Source organism: Massilia atriviolacea (assembly GCF_003953935.1).
Taxonomy (GTDB): Bacteria; Pseudomonadota; Gammaproteobacteria; order Burkholderiales; family Burkholderiaceae_D; genus Telluria_A; species Telluria_A atriviolacea.
The window spans coordinates 407733-429479 of the sequence record NZ_RXLQ01000001.1 but is presented as its reverse complement, the minus strand read 5'-3'; the positions used below and the strand labels follow the sequence as shown (position 1 = coordinate 429479).

Below are 21747 nucleotides of genomic sequence, written 5' to 3'. Positions count from 1 at the left end.
TCAGTAGCTCGCTTCCAGGCGCGGACGCGCCAGTGTCAGGCCGTGTTGCCTTGCCAGGCGCGAAATTTCTTCGACCTGGCCCTTGGTGATCTTGCCGTAGCTGTAATGCGATGTCATATTGGCCAGGCCCATGAGGATGGTTTCGGCATTGCAGGCAAATGCCAGCCCCGGTTCCAGCGGCATGCCGGGAATCGTGTAGGCCGATTCTTGCGGCAATCTCACCAGCCCGCCCTGGATCGTCAGGACGTTCGGGCACTGCGCGTGCACCGAGGGATGCACGTCGAGCGGCACCGCGATGTCGCAGATGACCACCGGGCCGCTGCCGATATGGTGCGGATAGATCAGGGCCGCGGGCGTGCTGCTGGCACTGAGGATCAGGTTGGCGGAGCGCAGGTCGGCGAGCTCTTCGCTGATCCGGATCGGCGCTTCCTTCTCGCCTGCCGCCACGGCATCGAACAGCCAGGCGCCGATGTCGGCCGGGCGTTCGCCGGCTGGCAGGGCCAGCAGGCGGAGGGTGCAGGGATGGGCCACCAGGGCGCCCGCCACCCCGGCCAGGGCGGCCGCCTCGCCGGCGGCCATTTTCGCGGTCAGGTCGGCGAAGGCGCTGGCGTAGATATGCCTGGCCACCTGCTCGACGCGCTTGCGCGAGCCGGCCGTGCCGATCAGCAGCAGGCGCGGCACGCGGTTGGCCATCAGCTCGGCGTAGATGCTGGCGATATTGCCGGCCGCGCCGACGGCCGCAAAGCAGCTCTGCTCCAGGTCCACGCCCTGCTCGGCGGCCGAATCGAGCAGCGCCTGCACGCCCATGGCCACGGTCAGCGAATTGCCGGTCGTCAGCGCCACGTTCTGGCGCAGCTGCACCCGCTTGCAATTGCCGGTGACGATGGAACTGTAGCCGCCGAAACCGATCGCTTCGCAGCCGCGTTCGGTCGCAAAATCGACCGCGCGCTGGATCCGGTCCTTGATCGCGTCCTGTTTGCCGGCCTTGACCTGCTCGGAGATCATTTCCGAATCAAAATACAGGGTGATGAACTCCAGCAGGACGCGCTCGCCGGTGATCGATTCGATCACCTCGGACTTGTGCACCAGCGGCCCGACCATGGGACTGAGGATGCGCAGCCAGGCCGCCGCTTCCTCGTCGCTCAATTGCGCCAGCGACGGGTCCCAGTGGCGCAGGTTGGAAATGGTCGACAGGTGGCCCAGGAAGGCGACCTTGCGCTGGATTTTCCCGGGCGCCGCCGCCCAGCTTCCGCTGCCGCTGCCGCGTGCAGGGAACAGCGGGCGGCAGTCGGCGATCTGGTCGAGCGCCTTGGGGGCCTGGCTGCCGACAATATAATTGGTCAATTCGTAGGCGTTTTGCCGGCGCAGGATTTCGCACACCAGCGCCAGGGCGTCGAGCAGGCGCCGGCACTCGTCGGGGCCGATCAGGGCGGACGGCTCCAGCCGGATGGTGGCCGGACTGGACAGGGTGGGCGCCACGCGGATGCCGTGCTTGTTCAGCAGGTAGCCGGCAATAATATAGCCGAGCCGGCCTTCCATGAAGATATCGCGCAGGGTCGGGCTGCCATCTTCGCGCGGCACGAATTCGAGGCCGATCAGCAGGCCGACGCCGCGCACCTCGCGGATCACGTCGGGATAGCGCTGTTGCAGTTCACGCAGCATGACGCCCAGCAAACGGCCCTTGTCCGCGCACTGTTGCAGGATGCCTTCGCTGGCCATCACATCGAGCACGCGGCAGGCCATGCTGGACGAATAATCGTCCTCGGCGAAGGTGGAACTGTGCAGCAGGCCGAAATCGGGCTCGTACCATTGCTCGTCGACCATGATGGCGCTGATCTTGGCGAGTGCGCCGCCCAGGCTTTTGCCGAGCAGATAAAAGTCGCCGCGCACGCCCAGTTGCTCGGCATAAAACAGGGTGCCGGTGCGGCCCATGCCGGTCTGGATTTCGTCTAGCACCAGCGGAAAATCGTGCCGGTCGGCACGCTCGCGGATGCGCTGCAGGTAGCCGGCGTCGAGCGGGTGGATGCCGCCCTCGCCCTGGATCGGTTCGGCGAAAAAGGCGGCGATGTTCGAAAAGGCGCTTTTGCTCAGGCGTAGCTCGCCGGCGCTGTCGGTCACCGAATACAGGCTCACTTCGCTGTCGGCGATCGCCTCGTCGGCCGCCGCGAGATCGCCGGGATCGAGAAAGCGCACAGGCGTGCCCAGCCGTTCGAAGGGGGCGCGATACGCCTCGTTGTGGGTCAACTGCAGCGCCCCCGTGGTCTTGCCGTGAAAGCCGCGCCGCAGTCCCAGCAACATGGGACGCGCTGCGGCGGCACGGCGGTTGTAGCGCTCGAGCGCGCCGAACAGCTCGGCCGGGGAAGCGTCGCCGCCGCCCGCCACCAGTGCCCGGATCGCCTCCAGGTCGCCGGCGCGCAGGCGCTTGCCGGCTTGCGCGGCGCAGGACGATGCGTACAGTTCGGTCTCGATCCGCTTGAGCGCCTGCGATATCCTGGCGCGCTTGGCAAATTCGGCCGCTTTCAGGGCCAGTTCCACCGCCTCCGCCCCGGAATTGGCCTGCAGGACCATGAAGCGGCGCCCGGTGGCGGCGTGAAGATGTTCGCTGAGACGCCGTCCCAGCTGGCCCGCATGCGCCCGCACACTGAGCTGGCCGTGATGGACCATGTTTCCCTGCAGGTTGGCGATGGCATGGCGGATCAGTTCCGGATGGTTGTGTCCGAGCAAAGTCGAACCGTAGCCGCCCAGAAAGTCGATGACCTCGCGCTCGGCACCGTCGGCGCCGCGATAGCGGATGCGGCTGCCCTCACCTTGGAAATAGTGCTTGTCCAGTCCGACGATGCCCATCATTTCCGTCAGCCGGGGCTGGCAGTAGGTGGCGTAATCGGTAGACGGCGGCGCTGCGGTGTTCGGTTGCGGATTCATGACATGCCTGCTTTCTGGATGCGGTGGACATTGGCTGCCCACCGACGACGTCCTGCGGTCGAAACTGACGATGTGAACGCCCCCGCACCCGGGCCATCAGGCAGGTGGACGATCACGGCGAGGTGGAAAAAATTGTTAAATGGTCAGCCGGCTGCGAGGTGTGGGTGGCGTTAAGCGCTGCATTTTGCTGCGTTTCCCAAAATTTAATTCAGAAATGTATTTGCCTATCCAAACTTCGGATGCCTTCGATTCTATTTTTAATATATTGAATAGTTGACATGCACCGCAATTATTTCGTTAGAGCATTTAGACTATTTTGCTGGCATAAAAAATGAGACTAGCAGATGTGCTAGGTGTGTCTTGCACGCAACGTCGGCATCGATGCACATGTCAATACGAAATGCAGGTGTAAGATTAGAGGGATTCTTCGAATTTTTTCAATAAAGCTTGCTATCAAGTCAGGCGCTCGCTAGCATCGATTGCAACAATAATAAGCACCGCCTTGCAGCTCACGTCAGGGAAGCCCGAAAACACCGTCGCGAGCGGCGTCAATGTCGTTTCAAAAGCGCAATCGCAGGCCGGAGGTGTTCCCCAGGTTCCCGTCAGACGTGCCGCCGCAATTCCGGTGCGCCACACCATTCCTATTACAAAAAGAGAACGGAGACGGAGATGGAAAAGATTTGGCTTGAATCCTACCCAAAGGGCATGCCGGCGGAGATCGACCCCACGCAGTACAGGTCCCTCGTGCATTTGATGGAAGAGTCTTTCCAGAAATACGCGCAGCGCAATGCCTACGTGTGCATGGACAAGTACATGACGTATGGCGAAGTCGATCAGTTGTCGAAGACCTTCGCCGCCTGGCTGCAGAGCCGGGGCCTGGCAAAGGGCGCGCGCGTCGCCATCATGATGCCGAACGTGCTGCAGTACCCGGTGGTGATCGCGGCCGTGCTGCGCGCCGGCTACACCGCGGTCAACGTCAATCCCCTGTATACGCCGCGCGAACTGGAGCACCAGTTGAACGATTCCGGTTCGGAAGCGATCATCATCCTGGAAAACTTCGCCACGACGCTGGAACAGGTCATCACCAAAACCAGGATCAAGCATGTGGTCGTGACCAGCATGGGCGAGATGCTGGGCGGCCTGAAAGGCATGATCGTCAATTTCGTCGTGCGTAATATCAAGAAAATGGTGCCTGCGTTTTCTTTACCACACGCGATTCGCTTCAAGCAGGCCCTGTCCGATGGGGCCGGCATGCCCTTGTCGCCGGCAACGCTCGGCCATGACGACATTGCATTCCTCCAGTACACGGGCGGCACGACCGGGGTGTCGAAAGGCGCCGCCCTCTCGCACCGCAATGTGGTCGCCAACGTTCTGCAGAACGAAGCCTGGGCCCAGCCGGCGCTGAACAAGGCGCCCAAGGTCGAGTCCATGACCATCGTGTGCGCGCTGCCGCTGTACCATATCTTCGCGCTGACCGGCTGCTGCCTGATGGGCACGCGCCTGGGTGCGCTCAACGTGCTCATTCCCAACCCGCGCGACATTCCCGGCCTGGTCAAGACCCTCTCCAGCCACAAGATCAGCATGCTGCCGGCCGTAAACACCCTGTACAACGGCTTGCTGAACAATCCCGACTTCGCCAAGCTCGATTTTTCGCTGCTCAAGGTGTGCAACGGCGGCGGCACGGCAGTCCAGAGCGCCGTGGCGGAACGCTGGAAGAGCGTTACCGGCTGCACCATCGTCGAGGGCTACGGCTTGTCCGAAACCTCGCCGGTGGCCACCTGCAACCCGACCGACGCCACCACCTTCAGCGCCACCATCGGCTTGCCGCTGCCCTCCACCGAGATCGCCATCCTCGACGACGCGGGCAATCCGGTCGCCCTGGGCGAAGCCGGCGAAATCTCGATCCGCGGACCGCAGGTCATGGTCGGCTACTGGAATCGCCCCGACGAGACGGCCAAGGTCATGACCTCGGACGGCTACTTCAAGTCGGGCGACGTCGGCATCATGGACGCCAAGGGCTACATCAAGGTGGTCGACCGCAAGAAAGACATGATCCTCGTTTCCGGCTTCAATGTGTACCCGAACGAGATCGAAGGCGTCGCCGCCGCCCATCCGGGCGTGCTGGAATGCGCCTGCATCGGCGTGCCGGACGACAATTCGGGCGAAGCCGTCAAGCTCTACGTGGTGCGCAAGGATCCCCAGCTGACCACCGAGCAGTTGATGGATTTCTGCAAACAGCAGTTGACCGGGTACAAGCGGCCGAAGCTCATCGAGTTCCGTACCGAACTGCCGAAGTCGAACGTCGGCAAGATCCTGCGGCGCGAACTGCGCGACGAAAAGAAGGTCGCGTAAGCGAAACAGCCTGGCGCGGAAGCCCTGCGCCAGGCAGCCCTGCCCGCGCTCGCCGGGCAGGCGCGGGCGCTACTTCACGATCAGGTCGTTCTTCACTTCGCGCACGCCGTCGACACGCCGGGCCACATCGGTGGCGCGCCGTACGTTCTCTTGGGAATCGACGAATCCGCTCAATTGCACGACGCCACGATAGGTTTCGACCTGCACATCGCGCGCCTTGACATCCGGGGCGCCGGCCAGGGCCGCCTTGACACGGGTGCTGATGGCGGCATCCTCGACAACGACCCCGACGGAGCGGTCGGCCGGCGCCGACGCGCAGCCTGACAGCGCCAGGGCGGCGGCGAGGAAGATGCTGCGAATGACAGTCGATCTGCTTGTGTTGGCAAGATTCATGGCGTTCTCCATAGGAATACGATCCGGCCCGAGAATCCGGGCAACCATGATTGGATCGAAAAAATCGCCGGCGGTTCCGGCGTCAGCGCCGCGCGCGTACAAGCCAGGCGCGTACCTGGTTGGCGTCGCTGGCGCGCGAAAACTTTCCCTGGGAGTCGAGGAACACCATCACCACCGCCCGTCCCTTCACCTTTGCGTGCAGCACCATGCAGCGCCCCGCTTCCGAGATGTAACCGGTCTTCTGGGTGCCGATCTGCCAGCCCGGACTGGCGATCAGGCGGTTCGAGTTGCGGTAGCGCGTGGACTGGCGGCCTTGCGCGATCGTATGGTCGCGATCGGTCGAATAGCGCCGGATCAGGGGCTCGCGCTGCGCCGCCAGCACCAGTTTGGCCAGGTCCTCGGGGGTCGACACGTTCAGGCTCGACAAGCCGGTCGGTTCGACGAAGCGCGTGCGTCCCATGCCCAGCTCGCGCGCCTTGGCATTCATGGCCCGCACCAACGCCGGCGTGCCGCCGGGATAATGGCGCCCCAGGGCCGAGGCCGCGCGGTTCTCCGAACTCATCAGGGCAATGTGCAGCATGCCCGAGCGCGTCAGGCGCGTGCCGACCTTCAGGCGCGAGGAAGAGTACTTGAGGCGGTCGACGTCGGCGTCGCTCACCGTCAGCATCTCGCCCAGGTCCTGCCCGGCCCCGATCACCACCAGCGCCGTCATCAGCTTGGTGAGCGAGGCAATCGGCATGACCGCATCGGCGTTCTTTTGGTACAGCACCTTGTGCGCCGCCGGATCGAGAATCAGCACCGCGCTCGACCTGAGCGCGGCCAGCGTCACCTGGCGCGGCGCGCTCGCGCGGTGGCGCGACGCAGCCTTGCGCCCGCTCACGTCCTTGCGCTTGGCGAGCCGCACCCTCGGCTTCGCCTTGAGTTTGACAATCGGCTTCACTTGCGCGTGGCGCACGCTGCCTGCGACCGCGTGGGCGCCGGCCCTGGCGCTGCGGGCCAGGGCCGGCGCCGCCAGCACGGCCAGCGCCATGGCCGCCACGCCGATCGCGACTGGAATGGATAGTTTCATGCTTGCCTGAATGTGACAGTGACCCGCAGCCCCGTTTGCGGGGGCCGCGCATCGGACAAGGCGATGCTCGCCTGCATGCTCTCGGCGACGCTGCGGGTAATCGCCAGGCCCAGGCCCGAGCCGATCTCGCCGTTGCCCAGGACCCGGTAGAAGGCATCGAAGACGCGCTCGCGCTCGTCAAGCGCGATGCCCGGGCCGGTATCGTCCACCTGCAAGATCAGCGCGCCGCCTTCGCGCCGCACCGCCAGGTCGACCCGGCCGCCGGGCGGGGTGTAGCGCACGGCATTGTCGAGCAGGTTCTTGACCAGCACCTTGAGGTCGACCTGGCGCGCCCGGATGTCGCCGTCGGCCTCGCCGATCACGCCCAGGTCGATCTGCTTCGCTTCGGCCAGCGGAATCAGGTCTTCCAGCACCTCGCGAATGACCAGCGCGATGGAGACCGTGGCGGCCGTCTCGCGCGGCGCTTCCTGGGCGCGCGCCAGGGTCAGCAGCTGGTCGAGCAGGATGCGGGTGCGCTGCAGGCCGGCGCTGAGGGCGTCGAGGCGCGCGCGCGCTTCCTGCGGCATGTTGGCCGCGCCGAGGCGTTCGGCCTGCAGCGACATCGCCGTCAGCGGCGAGCGCAGCTCGTGCGCGGCATCGGCGATGAAGCGGCGCTGCGCCGCCAGCGACCGGCCCATCCTGACCAGCAGCGCATTGATCGCCACCACGAACGGCCAGACTTCCGACGGCAGGCCCGTATGGCGCAAGGGGCCGAGCTCGGCTTCGCTGCGCCCGCCAAGTTCGGCGGCAAGCGTCTCGAACGGCTTGAACATTTGCCGCAGCAGCACCCCCACCAGCAACACCAGCACCGGCACCAGCAGCAGGATCGGGGTCAGGGTGCGCATGGCGCTGGCGCGGGCGGCGGCGTCGCGCACCGTGGTCTGCTGGCCGACCGCGACCCGCACGCCCCTGGCGTTGGTCTTGACGAAGACCCGCCATTGCTCGCTGCCGACGAACACCGTCTGCAGGCCGTCGCTGAGCAGGCTGGAAAACACCGGCGGGCGCGGCGGCGTGGCCGCCGGTTTGCCGTTGCCGGAATTGAGGAAGCGCACCACCACGCGCGCATCGAAGTCGACGTCGCCCACCTTTTCGCGCGCCAGCGGCGAGGCCGGCACCGCATCGAGGCGGCTGATCAGGTAGCCGGTCTGGCGCAATTGCAAGTCCTGCAGGCTGTGCGCTTCCGCCGTCGCCCAGACATAGGAAATGACGCCGGTGCCGGCCGCGATCGCCACGATCGCCAATGTCAGCCACAGCGACAGGCGCCAGCGCAGCGAGGCCCCTAGCGGCCCTTCGACACCATCCATCCGACACCCCTCACATTTTTGATGACCTCGGCGCCGAGTTTCTTGCGCAGGCCATGGATCAGGAATTCGACCGCATTGCTTTCCACCTCTTCGTTCCAGCCGTACAGCCGGTTTTCGAGTTCGGCGCGCGACAGGATCGCGCCCGGACGCAGCAACAGGGACTGCAACAGGGAAAACTCGCGCGCCGTCAGGCGCACCTCGACCTCGCCGACCCGGGCCTCGTGGGTGGCCGGATCGAGGGTGACGATGCCGTTGCTCAGGTTCGGGCCGATGGCCTGCTCCTTGCGACGGGTCAGCGCGCGCATGCGCGCCAGCAGCTCGCTCATCGCAAACGGCTTGACCAGGTAGTCGTCGGCGCCGCCATCGAGTCCGGCCACCCGGTCGTCGGTGGCGTCGCGCGCGGTCAGCACCAGCACCGGCACATCGTTGCGGGCCAGGCGCAGCGCGCGCAGCACCGCCATGCCGTCCATCCTGGGCAAGCCCAGGTCCAGCAGCACGAAGGAGTAGCCGTGCGCCACGGCGATGCTGGTCAGCGCCGCCTGGCCGTCGCGCACCCAGTCGACCGCGTAGCCGGCGTCGCGCAGTTCCTGCTGCACCACGCTGCCGATCATCGGGTCGTCCTCGACCAGCAGCACCCTCATGCGCCCGCCCCGCCCGGCGCGCGGTCGAACAGTTCGCTGGCCACGCGCGCCAGGTCGTTCATGCCCGAGCCGGCGTCCAGGTGGGCCCTGAGCCAGCGCGCCTGCCCGCCCCTCTCCATCAGTTCCCCGATGGTGCGGCGCGCCTCGGGGAAGCCGGGGTCGGTCGAGCGCGCGGCCAGGCGTTCGAGGTCGTCCAGCACCACCTGGCGCACCGGCAGGCCGATCCCGGTGCAGGGATCGATCCAGACCGCCTCGACCCCGTCCTTGGCGGCGTTAAACCGGTTCCAGGCGTACAGCTCGCGCGAATCGTCGCTCGGCCAGGTGCCCGGCGCCTGGTAGGCCTCGATGCACAGTTCGCGCGCATAGCAGGCCAGCGCGGCCGCATACGAGGCATGCAGCGGGGTATCGAGCACGCGCAGTTCGATCGTGCCGAATTCGGGCTTGGGCCGCACGTCCCAGTAAAAATCCTTGATGCTGTTGACGATGCCATGGCCCGCCAGGCGCGCGAAATGCTGCTCGAAATCGTGCCAGCTGCGGATGTGGGACGGCATGGTGCCGCTCATCGGAAAGGCGCCGACCACATTGCTGCGGGCGCTGCAAAAGCCGGAATCCTCCCCCTGCCAGCAGGGCGAGTTGGCCGACAGCGCAATGAACAGCGGTGCGCGCTGGGTCAGCCAGGCGCACAGGCGAATGGCTTCGTCGGCGCTGGGCACGCCCACGTGCACGTGCATGCCGAACACGGTGAACATCTTGGCCAGGTAGCCGTACTTCCTGGCCGACTCGCGGTAGCGTTCCTTCGGATAGATGCGCTGTTCGTTCCAGCGCTGGAAAGGATGGGCGCCGCCGCCCGAGATGGCCGCGCCCACCTGGAAGGCGGCGCGCTGCACGCTGGCGCGGATTTCCTCGATCTCGGCGGCCGCTTCGGCATAGCTGCCGAGGATGGAACTGGCCACTTCCAGCATGGAGGTGGTGATTTCGGGCGTGGCGATCCATTTCTTGGTCTGCATGTCGAGCAGGCGCAGGATGTCGGGCGCGGCCGGCATCAGGTCGTGGGTGAGCCGGTCGAGCACCATCAGTTCGAGTTCGATGCCCATCGTCCCGAGTCGCGATTCGGTGAACGGCGGCAGGTAGGCCGGTCCCTGGCCGGCCACCGCCAGGGCCTGCGCGGCGGCGAGGTGCGCCTGTTCCGTGACGGCGTCAGCCATGTTCATCTCCTTCGTGCGTTTCGTCGGCCAGCTTCAGGCCCCACCAGGTCAGGCCGGGTCCGGCCAGCACGTTCAGGGCCAGCAGCGCCGCCATGACGGCGGCCGCGCCCTCGCTCATGTACGACGCCCCGCTCATCGAATTATCCACCACCAGCGAGCCGAAACTGACCAGCGAGCAGAGCGACAGCGCAATGGCGTTCTTCTTGTTGCCGCTCCAGGCAGCGCTCGGCATCAGGGCCAGCCGGGTCAGCCCGATGCGCAGTGCAAACACCAGCAGCGCCGCCAGCATCGGCAGCCACTGGAACAGCTGTTGCACCTGGACCAGCGCGGCCGACATCATGAACAATAGCGCATAGCCGATATCCTGGGCGGTCTTGACCTGGGCCTGGAACACATTGTCGCGCGTTTCGGCATTCCGCAGCAGCAGTCCCATCAGCAGGAGCGACAACAGCGCGCTGGCCGAGGTCACCGAGCACAGGCCCAGGTCCATCATCAGGGCGGCCAGCAGGATTCCAGGACGCAATCCGGCCTGGGCCTTCGAGATGCGCGCGGCCAGCGCGTACAGGCCGTAACAGAGCAGCGCGATGGCGACGCCCAGCGCGAGCTGGCTGCCCTGGCGCAGCAATTCGCGTCCGAAACCGAACTCGGCGTTGATATTATGGCTGCGCATCCACGCCAGCGACAGCGACAGGGCCAGCAAGGCCAGCAGGTTGCTGATGCCGACCGTGTTCGCCGCCGCGTAGGTGGCCACGCCGCTCGCGTTCGAGTCCGACACCATCGACGTAAACACCACCGGATTGACGGCGATCAGGATGGCGGCGATGAAGGCCGCCTCGCCCCAGCCCAGGCCGAAGGCCGCCAGCAGCGCCCACGCGCCCATGCCGCGCAGCACGCAGCCGAGTACCAGCGCGCCACCCTGGCGGCCGCTGCGCCACAGCCACGCCAGGTCCATCTTGCGCCCGACTTCGAACAGGACCAGCGCCGAGGCCGCATTGAACAGTTCCTGGAACTGCGCCAGCAGCGCGGCGTCGACCATGCCGGCGCCGCTTACCCCGAGCAGCAGGCCGGCGATCACCGCGCCGTACAGCTTGGGCAGGCCGCGCGCCTGCAGCACGACCCCGATCACCTGGGACAGCAGCAGTCCCGCGCCGATGACGGCCAGCGGCGACAGCAGCCACAGCGGCAGCGTTGCAACGTCCTCATTCATGTTCGGCCACCCAGCGCGCGGCCAGCGCCCGCAATTCCCGCAGCATCAGCTGTTCGGCGCGCGCACGGGCTTCGTCCTGCGCCGCCGCGCCCGGCGCCAGCGCGGTGACCAGGCGCAGCCGCACCAGCGGGCCGTCGCCCCTGGTCGGTATCCACAGCTGGCCTTTGAGGGTGGTGTTTTCGATCCACACGGCGTGGAACTTGGCGCCGCCACGGGCATGCGGCGCCGCCGGCACCAGGCTGAACGGCGTGAGCCAGGTCGCCTTGGGATAGCGCCGCGCCAGTTGCAGCTGCATCGCGGCGCGCTGCTCGCGGCGGCTGTCGTCGGCCGCGTACGGCAGTTGCATCAGTTGCTGGCCCAGCCCGAGGGCGTCGACGCCGATGCACAGGTTCTGCGCCGGCCATTGCCAGGCCTGCCCGGCAGCCTCGGCCACGCGCCCGCCGAGGTGCGCTTCGAGGACGCGCTGCAGCATGCGCGCCTCGGCCGCTCCCGAGGCCGGCTCGGGAGCCGATTGCCATTGCGCGGCCCTGGCCTTGAGCAGCGCCCAGCGCTGCTCCTGCCAGCGCCGGGTGGCGGCGCGTGCGGACGGGTCCCAGCGCCACTCCGTCACGTTCCAGCCGCCGTCGTCCAGGCGGCGCAGCGCGACGATGCGTTTCAGCGGCCCCTGCTCGTCGACGATGCTCTGGCTGGTCCAGCCGCTGCGCCAGACCGGCGCCCCGGTACCGGCGCGGGCCCAGGCCCACCAGTGCGCCTGCGCGCTGACGCACGCTCCCGGCACGGCTGCGCCCGCACCGCTCCAGCGCCGCATGCGCAAACGGTTTTGCCAGGCGCATTCGGCTTGCCCGCCGCTCAGGCCCGGTCCGGGCGCCTGTGCGCCGCCCTGGTCGGGGCAGGCCCACGGCCGTTGCTGGGCAAGCGCGCGCAATTGCGTACCGACATCGGTCTCCGGCGCCTTGCGCGTCGTCGCGGCGATGGCGCCGGCAGGCCAGGCGAACGCCACGAAGACGGCTGGCAATATGCTGCATAACAAGGACGTACCGGGGCTAAACTGTCGGGGCAATATGCTCTCCTCCGCATGATGGGCGTGTTGACGCGCAGCATCGTCGTGCATGCCGGCGCAGCCATGGTAGAGCGGCTCACTTAGCGAATACTTAGTGACTTCGCTTTCTTGCCCGATCGTTGAAATAGGCCATATCGCGGCGGAAAACCGCTGCGCGCCTGCGTATCCTCGATATACAATTATTGCCCCTTAAACATTACGGGCGGCCATTGCACCGTTCCGTACCACCGCAACAATGGCGAAAAAACCGATTCCTCGCGCGGTACGCCGCCTGATCGCGGAGCATCTTGTTTCCGTACCGCACCTCGAAGCGCTGATGCTGTTGCATGCCAGCGCGCCGGCCCCGTGGTCCGCAGCGGAGCTGGCGCAACGCCTGTATATCCAGACTGCCGCAGCCCGGGAAGTGCTCGACGCGCTGCGGCAAGCGGGCATGCTGGCCGGCGCCGAGTCGCCGTCGCGCTTCAGTTTCGGCCCACAGGACGACGCGCTGGCCGCGCTGGTCGACAGCCTCGCGCAGCTGTATTCGAGCCACCTGGTGGAAATTACCCTGCTCATCCATGCGCGCGCCGTCGCTGCCGGCCCGGATGGCGGGAAAACGTAGCGCTTGGGGCCGATCTGCTGAGATGGGCGCTCAGGCAGCGCCCCTGCCGATCACCGACGCGAGGATCTCGTCGTGGCGTTCGTTGTCGGTCTTGTGCAGGTAGGCCGCCGTGGTGGCGATGTTGGCGTGCCCGGCGGTATCCTGCAGGGTTTTGAGTTGCACGCCGTTGTTGGCATGGTTGGTCAGCATGCTGTGGCGCAGCCAGTGCGGCGAGGCCTGGCGCAGCACGGCGGCGGTTTCCGTGTCGCCCCGGGCGGCGGCGGCCGAGGCGGCTTCACCGAACACGGCCTTGAGCGCCTGGGCGGCCGCTTCGTCGGTGATGCGCGCCAGCGAATGGGTGCGGCTCGACAGGACCAGCGGCGTGCGGTCGGTGCGCGCGGTCTGCGGCAGCAGCCCGTACGCCTGGCGGTAGTCGCGCAAGGCGTCCAGCATGTCCGGCGGCACCGGCAGGCGGCGCGGCTTGTTGCCCTTGCCGATGACGTCGAGCCACCAGCGGCCGTTGCCTTCGGTATAAATCGCGCCCATGTGCGCGCTGACGATTTCGTTCAGGCGCGCGCCCGTATGCGTGAACGCCACCAGCAGGAAGCGGTCGCGCGCGCGCCGGCGCAGGGCCGAGGGCGTGTCGGCGGCGCGCGCCGACACCGTGGCCAGGGCCAGCGCGATGGCGTCCGGCGTCAGGTAGCGCGTGATGCGGCTGGCCACCGGCGCCCTGACATTCTTGACCAGGCGCGCCGGATTGCGCCGCATGTAGCCGGTCTGTTCCGCGAAAGCCAGCAAACCCTTGACGGCGATCATCGCCTGGCGCCGGCTGGCATCCGACAGCGGCCCCGTAAACGGGCGGTAGCGCGGATCGGTGCGCGGCCACTTGGTGGTGGCGACCCAGTCGGGCGGCGGGTTCTTGAGGAATTCCTTGTACAGGTTCAGGTCGGCCACGCTGAGCTGGTGGAAAGACCGGCCCGCTTCTTCGCGGCACCAGGTGAGAAAGCGAAACAATTCCTTTTGCGTGTTGGCGATCGACTTTTCGCTCAGTTCGCCGTGGGCGATGAATTCGCGCGCGATTTCGCTGTCGGTGGCGGCGTTCGTGATGGCGTCGTCGGCCACGTGGAAAATGCCGATGTCCGGGCGTTTGGTTTCGCTGGGAACAGGACCGCTGCGGGCCACCGGTTCCAGGTTGATCGGCGTGAATTTGTGCATGCGGAATGGGTCGGGTACTGTGTTAACGTACAGTATAGCATTTCGGCCACTTCCTGGTACGCATCCGGACGCGGCGCAATGGCCGTCCCGAGCTGTCGGCCGCGGCCGTTTCATGGCTCATCGGTGGCTATATAAGAGGTATAATCTGCCGCCTTTTCCGCGAGCGCCACAGGCGCCGGATGCATCGCCCGGCTGGTCCGGGTCGATCGGCAACGTTATTCGCTTCCCGGAGTCGACGGCATGTCCAAATTTCCCTTGTTGCCATTGTTGTTTGCGATTGCGCTGGCCTTCCTGCTTCAGCATTTCCTGCGCTCGCTGGCCTGGGCCGGACTGCTTGCCGTCATCACCTGGCCGCTGCACGAACGGCTGCTGCGACGCGGATGGTCGCGCCTGGCCAGCGCGGCCTCGCTGGTTGCGGTGCTGGTGGTCAGCTTCATGGGACCGACCGTGTTCCTGTTCAATACCCTCAGCAACGAGCTGGCCACGGTCGAGCGCTTGCTGGGCCAGATCAACCAGACCGGCGTGCCGGCGCCGGAATGGCTCGCGCGCGTGCCCCTGGTCGCCGCCTCGGCACTGAAATGGTGGGAACAGCACCTGGCGCAACCGGGCGGACTCGGCACCCTGATCCAGACCACGGCGGGCGACTTCGTGCCCTTCCTGACCGGTACCGCCCGCACCCTGGGCGCGACCATCCTGACCCAGGCCCTGTACCTGTTCCTGGCGATGCTCACCCTGTTCATCCTGTACCTGCACGGCCCCGCCGTGGCGCATTACGTCGATCACGCGGGCGACCGGCTGATGCCGAAGCACTACCCCGTGCTGCGCCGCCTGCTGCCGCTGTCCGTGCGCGGCACCGCGCTGGGCCTGTGCTCGGTGGCGATCCTGGAAGGGGTGGTCCTGGGGCTGGCCTACGCGGTGGCCGGCGCGCCCGCCCCGGTACTGCTGGGCGTCATCACCGGCTACCTCGCGCTGATACCGGGCGGCGCGCCGCTGGCGTTCACCTCGGTATCGCTGCTGCTGCTGGGACAGGGCCATCCCGGCCCGGCGCTCGGCCTGTTCTGCTGGGGCGCGTTCGAATTGTTCCTGGTCGATAAATTCGTGCGCCCGAAGCTGATCGGCCAGCGCGTCAACCTGCCCTTCCTGGCCGTGCTCTTCGGCTTGCTGGGCGGCGTCTCGACCATCGGCGTGCTCGGCCTGTTTATCGGTCCCTTCATGATGGCGGTGCTGTTCTGGTGGCTGCGCGGCGCGCAGCCGGACCCCGCGCCGGCCGCTCCGGACCAGCACGCGGCCTGAGCCGCCCGCCCGTTTCCCCCTGCCGCAGGTAGCCAGGCGCTGCCTGCGCGCGTCAATACGCACGACTGTTTTCGTCGCGCCCTCCCAACACATCCTCACAAAAAACCACCAAATGCCATGGTAACGTTTCCAGATTGCCATATGTGCATGTTATAAAGATGCAAATTGAAAGCAGTGTATTCAAGAAACTGCGCGGCGCCAGGATGGCCGATCACCCTGGCCACAACAAGAGAAGCATGCGGGCCGAACCGACACTGCCCGTATCACTTTTTAATGAAGTCCGACTACAACGAGGTAAACATGAGGTATTCAACATCGGGATCGCGCCGGCCTGGAGCGACGCGGGGACCATTGCGCAAGCTGTCGGTCCAGGGCCTGCCCCTTGCCCTGACCCTGCTGCTGGCCGCTTGCGGCGGCAATGGCGGCGGCGAATCGGCACCGGTCGGCCAGGGCGGCATGAGCGGCACGTCGCGCATGGCGGCCGGCGCGGCGGCCGAAACCGCGCTCACGCCGGTTGGCGCCAGTGCCAGTTCGGCCGAGCGCGGCGACCTGGGCGGCGCTTCCGCCATCGACCACAACGACAAGACGCGCTGGGGCAGCGGCTTCAACGACGGCGAATCGCTCACGCTCGACTTCGGCAAGTCCGAACTCGTCACCCGCGTGCGGATCGACTGGGAAAACGCCCACGCCAGCGCCTACCTCTTGCAAGTATCGGAAGACAACGCCAACTGGACCACGATCCGCAGCGTCGAGAACAGCCAGGGCGGCACCGAAGACATCGCCGGCCTGAACGGCAAAGGCCGCTATCTGCGCATGCAGGGCGTCAAGCGCTCCTCGCAGTACGGCTACTCGATCTTCGAAATCCAGGCCTTCACGGGCGCGCCGGTGCCGGCCACGCCGACCCCGACGCCGGTCCCCGCCCCCGGCCCGGTCGACCCCGGCCAGCCTGGCGTGGCGATCAAACCGGTCGCGGCAACGTCCTCGGCGGTGGAAAACCAGGGCATGTCGGCCGCCCAGGCCATCGACGGCAAGGCGGGCACGCGCTGGGCCAGCCGGTCGGAAGACGGCGCCTGGATCGAATTCGACTTCGGCGCGAAGACCCAGGTCGGCTACATGAAGCTGCAATGGGAAAACGCCTACGGCAAGCAGTACGAACTGCGCGTATCCGATGACGGCCAGAACTGGACCCAGGTGCGCAGCGTCAGCAACGGCCGCGGCGGCATCGAAGAATTCTTCAACCTGGGCATCAACGCCCGCTTCATCCGCCTGCAGGGCGTGGCCCGCGCCACCCAGTACGGCTACTCGCTGTTCGAAGTCGAATTCAAGACGCCGGGCAGCGACAACACGGTGCCGCCGACGGTCACCTCGGCCCATCCCTTCCCGGCCAACGGCAGCGCCCTCACGCCCCTGCCGACCAGCGCCGAACCGCTCGAAACGCTGCAGTTCACCCTGCCCGACGGCACCCTGGTCACCCGCTTCGGCGCACGCGGCCTGGCGCGCCACGGCCGCGAGCGCGGCGAGGACTGGAACGAAATCGGCTACGGTCCCAACGAAACGGTCGACCCGGCCACCGGCCAGGCCGTCGACAAAGGCCCGGGCAACTACCTCACCTTCGTGCCGCAGTACTTCAAGAACCGCACCTGGGGCGTGGAGATCATCGACAACAGCCGCGTGGCCGGCGTCACCAAGCCGCAGCTGATCGTCAACCAGTACACCCAGACCGACTTTTTGTCGGGCGGGATCGCCTTCTTCCGCGCCTTCGACCGTCCCGGCGTGACCGGCTACGGCTGGATGAATCCCGGCGAACTGGTCGACCGCAGCGTGGCCCAGTGCGCCCCGATCCCCTACCCCGCCAACAGCAAGCTGACCAATGCCAACGGCATCAACGGCGCCTGCACCCTGCTGGTCAAGGGCTATCCGGGCCACGGCGGCATCGACGCCAACGGCATGCCGAACGGTAAGAGCGTGCCGGGACGGCCGCTGGTCGCCGGCGACATCATCGAAGTGTCGCCCTCGTTCTTCTCGACCAAGGAATCGATGGCCGCCAAGGGCGATACCGGCGGCATCCGCTATTACTCCTACGAATGGGTGTACGTGGTCGGCGCCGGCCTGAAGCCGTGGTACGGCGTGCAGCCGCGCCTGAATTCGGTGCCGCTGCCGGAAGAGACCCTGTCCGGCGGCCAGGGTTCGATTTCGTACAACTACACCGACAACGGCCTGTTCATGTTCCAGCAGCCGCACAACAACGTCGGCATGCAGAACATGCAGCGTTTCGTCGAAGGCCGGCGCCTGGTGCACACCAACTTCCTGACCGGCGACCATAACGAGGGCGGCAACGACCGCTATGCTCCGGCGGTCGGCCTGCAAGGCCAGCGCTACAACCAGTCGGCCTGTATCGCCTGCCACGTCAACAACGGCCGCAGCCCGGCGCCGGCCGCACTCGGTCAGCGCCTGGACAGCATGTCGGTGCGCGTCGCTGCCAGCGGCGCCAACGGCCAGCAGGTACCGCATCCGCTGTACGGCACCGCGGTCCAGATGAACGCCGTGTCGCCGAGCGGCACTGCGCAGAACTGGGGCATGGGCGCGCGCGTGGCCGGCTTCGAGACCCGTTCGGTCAAGCTGGCCGACGGCACCACGGTCGAACTGCGCAAGCCGACGCTGGGCTTCGAAGGCCCGGTCCCGGACGCCTTTTCGCTGCGCGCGGCGCAGCCGATGATCGGCACCGGCCTGCTCGAAGCGATTCCTGAAAGCGACATCCTGGCGCGCGCGGCCCAGCCGGCCGACGCCGACGGGATCAAGGGCGTTGCCAACTTCGTGTTCGACCCGGAAAGCGGCGCGGTGCGCCTCGGCCGCTTCGGCTGGAAGGCTTCCAAGGCGACCCTGCGTCACCAGAGCGCCGACGCGCTGCTGCTCGACATGTCGGTCACCTCGCCGGTGTACCCGAACCGCAGCTGCGCCGCCGATCCGGCCGGTTGCGCCTCGAAAGGCGCGCAGAAAGGCATCATCGAAGCCGACCTGAAGTCGATCTCGCACTACCTGGCCCTGGTCGGCGTGCCGGCCCAGCGCAGCGTTGCCAGCGGCTTTCCGAAGGGTGTGGCACCGCTCGACGAGCACCGCGTCGACGCCCAGCAGATCAGCGCCGGCGCCAAGCTGTTCCAGGGCATGCGCTGCGCCGCCTGCCACACGGTCCAGATGAAGACCGGCCCCGGCCACCTGTTCGCCGAGCTGCGCAACCAGACCATCCGTCCGTACACCGACATGCTGCTGCATGACATGGGACCCGGACTGGCCGACAAGTTCGCCGAAGGCCAGGCCAAGGGCAATATGTGGCGTACCGCGCCGCTGTGGGGGATCGGGTACACCGACATGGTCATGGGCAAGGAAGGCAAGTCCGGCTACCTGCACGACGGCCGCGCGCGCAACCTGACCGAAGCGATCCTGTGGCACGGCGGCGAAGCCGATCGCTCGCGCCAGCGTTTCGAAGCGCTCTCGGCGCAGGACCGCGAAGCCTTGCTGGGATTCCTCAAGTCGCTGTAAGGACTTAACGAGGAGCAAGCGAACAGAGCGCCGGACCGAACGATGTCCGGCGCTCTTTTTTTATCGTGTCCACTCCGGTGCCTGTCACCGGGTCGGACATAGCCGATTAGTCAATGATGAGCCTGTGTCCACTCCGGTGCCTGTCACCGCTTTGGACAATTATTAAATGATGAGCCTGTGTCCACTCCGGTGCCTGTCACCGCTTTGGACAATTATTAAATGATGAGCCTGTGTCCACTCCGGTGCCTGTCACCGGTTCGGACATAACCGATTAGTGGATGATGAGCCTGTGTCCACTTCGGTGCCTGTCCACTCCGGTGCCTGTCACCGGTTCGGACATAACCGATTAGTGGATGATGAGCCTGTGTCCACTTCGGTGCCTGTCACCGGTTCGGACATAACCGATTAGTGGATGATGAGCCTGTGTCCACTTCGGTGCCTGTCACCGCTTTGGACATGGGGCCGCTTAGGAGCAGCCGAGGTTGTTGCCTGGACAAAAGAATCTGCACTACGTACACTGAGGAAACATTAATGAACAGGAATCAGTGTCATGAAATTCAATTCAGTGGTGATCTTGCTTGGCATGATCTTTCTCGCGCCGGCCGCATCCGCCCACGCTCCCGCTAAAAAGGCGAGGCCGCGCGATACGGCGCCGGCACCGCAGGCCAGGCCCGAAGCGGCGCCGCCGACACCGTTCGTTCCCGTGTTTTGGGACCCTGCCTTGCCGGCCATGGCCTATGAAAAGAACACGCCTGAACTGGTCTACCGCTGGCTGGAAGAAAAACGCAATGCGGTCCCCGGCAAGATCGACGAATTTTCGTCGACGGCGGACCGGGCGGCGCACGCGCTTGCCGTCAACGATGCGCTGGCCGGCGTCGCGCCGATCGCCTTTCCGCTTCCTTGCTACGCAAGCTACGACGGCGACAAGAAGATGTTCAGGGTCGAGCGCAGCGCTCCCCCATTCAAGGACGTGTTGATGAAGGCCCCGGCCGCCGATAAACTGAATATGCGCAAGCTCAGCGATGCGCGCCGTTTTATCAGCAGAGAAGAAACCCGCCTCTCCTCGTCCGGAACGCTGGTCGGCCAAAACAAGTCGGTCTATTATGAATTTGTGCTGGGGATTCCCGCCGGCCCGGCGAACGAACCGGCAGCGGCCGTCGTCAATCCCGATTACAAAGTGTGGACCTACACCCAGAATTCGGCGCTTTATGTGTCCTATGTGTCGATGCCGGCGGAGCAGGCACGCGAACAGCACAAGCAGATTGCCTGTCTGGCGGTCTTGTCGGTGCAGGCGCCCTACGTTTTCACGTATACCGAGGGGGAGTCGTCCGATTCCTTCCCCAAGCGGTATACGGACATCCTGGGTTTTGGCGTGTTCGGCAAGCTGGACCGCTGGGCCGTCGTCAACAAGGCGAGCGGCGAAACCTACGTCGAGGATGTGCGCACCGGGCTGTAAGCCGGCGGCAGCGCCGGCCGGTTCCCGCCAGCCCGGGAATCGGCTATACTGCACCCTGGGTGTCCACACGTCCGTGTGGCAGGTGTAGCGATGGTCGGGCCGCCACGCGGCTTTTCTGCGACCTATGAACCCACTTTCCCTTCCCTTTCCGCTTTCCCGCACTCTTCCCATTGCTCGTCCAGGGCACCGCTTTTCCTGATCGAACCACCATGCCAATCTTTGGCGAAAGGAATTACATGGCGATTATCGCAAGAAGCCTGTCCAACAGTTTCAAGGAGTTCTTTGCATCGAGCAAAGCCGGAGGCATCGTCCTGATTGTCTGCACCCTGTTGTCGCTGGCGTTGGCGAACTCCGCCTTCGGCAGCGATTACCTGGCCTTCTGGCACCTCAAGCTGGCCGGACTCAGCGTCGAGCACTGGATCAACGATGCCCTGATGGCCATTTTCTTCCTGCTGATCGGGCTGGAACTGGAACGCGAGCTGTATAACGGCGAACTGTCCAACTTCAAGAACGCGCTGCTGCCGATCGTGGCGGCGGTGGGCGGCATTTGCGTGCCGGCGCTGATTCATTTCGGCTTCAACAGCGGTTCGCCCAAGCAGGCCGGCATCGGCATTCCGATGGCGACCGACATCGCCTTCGCCCTCGGCGTACTGGCCCTGCTGGGCAGCCGCGTGCCGGCCTCGCTCAAGATTTTCCTCACCGCGCTGGCGGTCATGGACGACCTCGGCGCCATCATCGTGATCGCCGTCTTCTACACCGCGCAATTGTCGGTGCCATACCTGCTGGGCGCAATGGCCGTGTTCGGGCTGCTGGTCTGCATGAACCGTGTCATGCGCATCATGGCGCTGGCGCCCTACCTGCTCGGCGGCGCCATCATGTGGTTCCTGATGCTCAAGTCGGGCGTGCATGCGACGATTGCCGGCGTGCTGCTGGCCTTCGCCATCCCCTTCTCGGCCAAGCAGGACGACCAGCAAGCGCCCTCGCACCGGCTCGAACACTTCCTGCACAAGCCGGTCGCCTTTGTCATCCTGCCGATTTTTGCGTTGGCCAATACCGGCATCATCATCGCATCGGGCTGGACCGCCGACCTGGCGTCCACCAACAGCGCCGGCATCCTGGCCGGGCTGGTGATCGGCAAGCCGCTCGGCATCACCCTGTTTTGCCTGGCGGCGGTGACCATGGGGATCTGCCGGCTGCCGCTGGACCTCGGCTGGCGCCATGTGTTCGGCGCCGGCTTGCTGGGCGGAATCGGATTTACGATGTCGATCTTTATCACCAACCTGGCCTTCGCTGGTCAGGCCGAGGTCGTCAATGCCTCGAAAATGGCGATCCTGCTGGCCTCGCTGGTTGCCGGTGTGATCGGATTTACCTGGCTCAAATTGTTCGGCCGACCGCAGGCGAACGACAGCGATCCGGATACGCTCGACTTCGACGACGGCCTGGCGACGCCACCCCCGAAGGGCTGACGCCGCCC

Annotated in this window: 15 protein-coding genes; 6 read left to right on the top strand and 9 right to left on the bottom strand. The window is 65.9% G+C overall.

Translation table 11 applies throughout. From position 1 onward, the window contains the following. A complete protein-coding gene (locus EJB06_RS01790; protein ID WP_126072278.1) occupies positions 1-2922 on the bottom strand; it encodes an aminotransferase class III-fold pyridoxal phosphate-dependent enzyme in 2922 nt (973 codons plus the stop codon). A 669-nt stretch (positions 2923-3591) separates the two neighbouring features. Here EJB06_RS01790 and EJB06_RS01785 point away from each other — a divergent pair. Further along, positions 3592-5274 carry a long-chain fatty acid--CoA ligase gene (locus EJB06_RS01785; protein WP_126072277.1) on the top strand — a complete coding sequence of 561 codons (1683 nt, stop codon included), beginning with the start codon at positions 3592-3594 and terminating at the stop codon, positions 5272-5274. Between the two features lie 69 nt (positions 5275-5343). Here EJB06_RS01785 and EJB06_RS01780 read toward each other — a convergent pair whose 3' ends face one another. From EJB06_RS01780 to EJB06_RS01750, 7 genes are all read right to left on the bottom strand, one after another. Continuing rightward, positions 5344-5667 (bottom strand): BON domain-containing protein, encoded by a 324-nt coding sequence (locus EJB06_RS01780; protein WP_126072276.1) that lies wholly within the window; start codon positions 5665-5667, stop codon positions 5344-5346. A gap of 82 nt (positions 5668-5749) precedes the next feature. Further along, positions 5750-6736, bottom strand: a complete 987-nt coding sequence (locus EJB06_RS01775; protein WP_164557772.1) for a serine hydrolase — start codon at positions 6734-6736, stop codon at positions 5750-5752. After that, on the bottom strand, positions 6733-8079 hold the full coding sequence (locus EJB06_RS01770) for a sensor histidine kinase (protein WP_126072275.1): 1347 nt from the start codon (positions 8077-8079) through the stop codon (positions 6733-6735). Before EJB06_RS01770 ends, EJB06_RS01775 begins: the two co-directional genes overlap by 4 nt. Further along, a complete protein-coding gene (locus tag EJB06_RS01765; RefSeq protein WP_126072274.1) occupies positions 8055-8720 on the bottom strand; it encodes a response regulator in 666 nt (221 codons plus the stop codon). Before EJB06_RS01765 ends, EJB06_RS01770 begins: the two co-directional genes overlap by 25 nt. After that, a complete protein-coding gene (locus EJB06_RS01760; protein WP_126072273.1) occupies positions 8717-9925 on the bottom strand; it encodes a YbdK family carboxylate-amine ligase in 1209 nt (402 codons plus the stop codon). The genes EJB06_RS01765 and EJB06_RS01760 overlap by 4 nt, the downstream gene beginning before the upstream one ends. Then, entirely contained in the window at positions 9918-11132 is a 1215-nt protein-coding gene (locus EJB06_RS01755) for a cation:proton antiporter domain-containing protein (protein WP_126072272.1), read from the bottom strand. Before EJB06_RS01755 ends, EJB06_RS01760 begins: the two co-directional genes overlap by 8 nt. After that, a complete protein-coding gene (locus EJB06_RS01750; RefSeq protein ID WP_126072271.1) occupies positions 11125-12147 on the bottom strand; it encodes a hypothetical protein in 1023 nt (340 codons plus the stop codon). Before EJB06_RS01750 ends, EJB06_RS01755 begins: the two co-directional genes overlap by 8 nt. Positions 12148-12508: 361 nt before the next feature. Here EJB06_RS01750 and EJB06_RS01745 point away from each other — a divergent pair, with 361 nt between their 5' ends. Next, positions 12509-12793, top strand: coding sequence for a hypothetical protein (locus EJB06_RS01745; RefSeq protein WP_126072270.1), 285 nt, complete (start codon positions 12509-12511; stop codon positions 12791-12793). Between the two features lie 30 nt (positions 12794-12823). Here EJB06_RS01745 and EJB06_RS01740 read toward each other — a convergent pair whose 3' ends face one another. Beyond that, complete coding sequence (locus EJB06_RS01740) at positions 12824-13987, bottom strand: tyrosine-type recombinase/integrase (protein ID WP_126072269.1); 1164 nt, start codon at positions 13985-13987, stop codon at positions 12824-12826. Between the two features lie 240 nt (positions 13988-14227). Between EJB06_RS01740 and EJB06_RS01735 the strand changes: the two genes are divergently transcribed. The 4 genes from EJB06_RS01735 (at position 14228) to nhaA (ending at position 21739) form a co-directional block, all read left to right on the top strand. Then, entirely contained in the window at positions 14228-15280 is a 1053-nt protein-coding gene (locus EJB06_RS01735; protein ID WP_229426882.1) for an AI-2E family transporter, read from the top strand. Positions 15281-15580: 300 nt separating this feature from the next. Then, a complete protein-coding gene (locus EJB06_RS01730; RefSeq protein WP_126072268.1) occupies positions 15581-18817 on the top strand; it encodes a di-heme oxidoredictase family protein in 3237 nt (1078 codons plus the stop codon). A 550-nt stretch (positions 18818-19367) separates the two neighbouring features. Further along, positions 19368-20273, top strand: a complete 906-nt coding sequence (locus EJB06_RS01720) for a hypothetical protein (protein ID WP_164557771.1) — start codon at positions 19368-19370, stop codon at positions 20271-20273. A 236-nt stretch (positions 20274-20509) separates the two neighbouring features. Next, entirely contained in the window at positions 20510-21739 is a 1230-nt protein-coding gene (gene nhaA, locus EJB06_RS01715) for a Na+/H+ antiporter NhaA (protein ID WP_126072265.1), read from the top strand. The last annotated feature ends 8 nt before the right edge of the window (positions 21740-21747 follow it).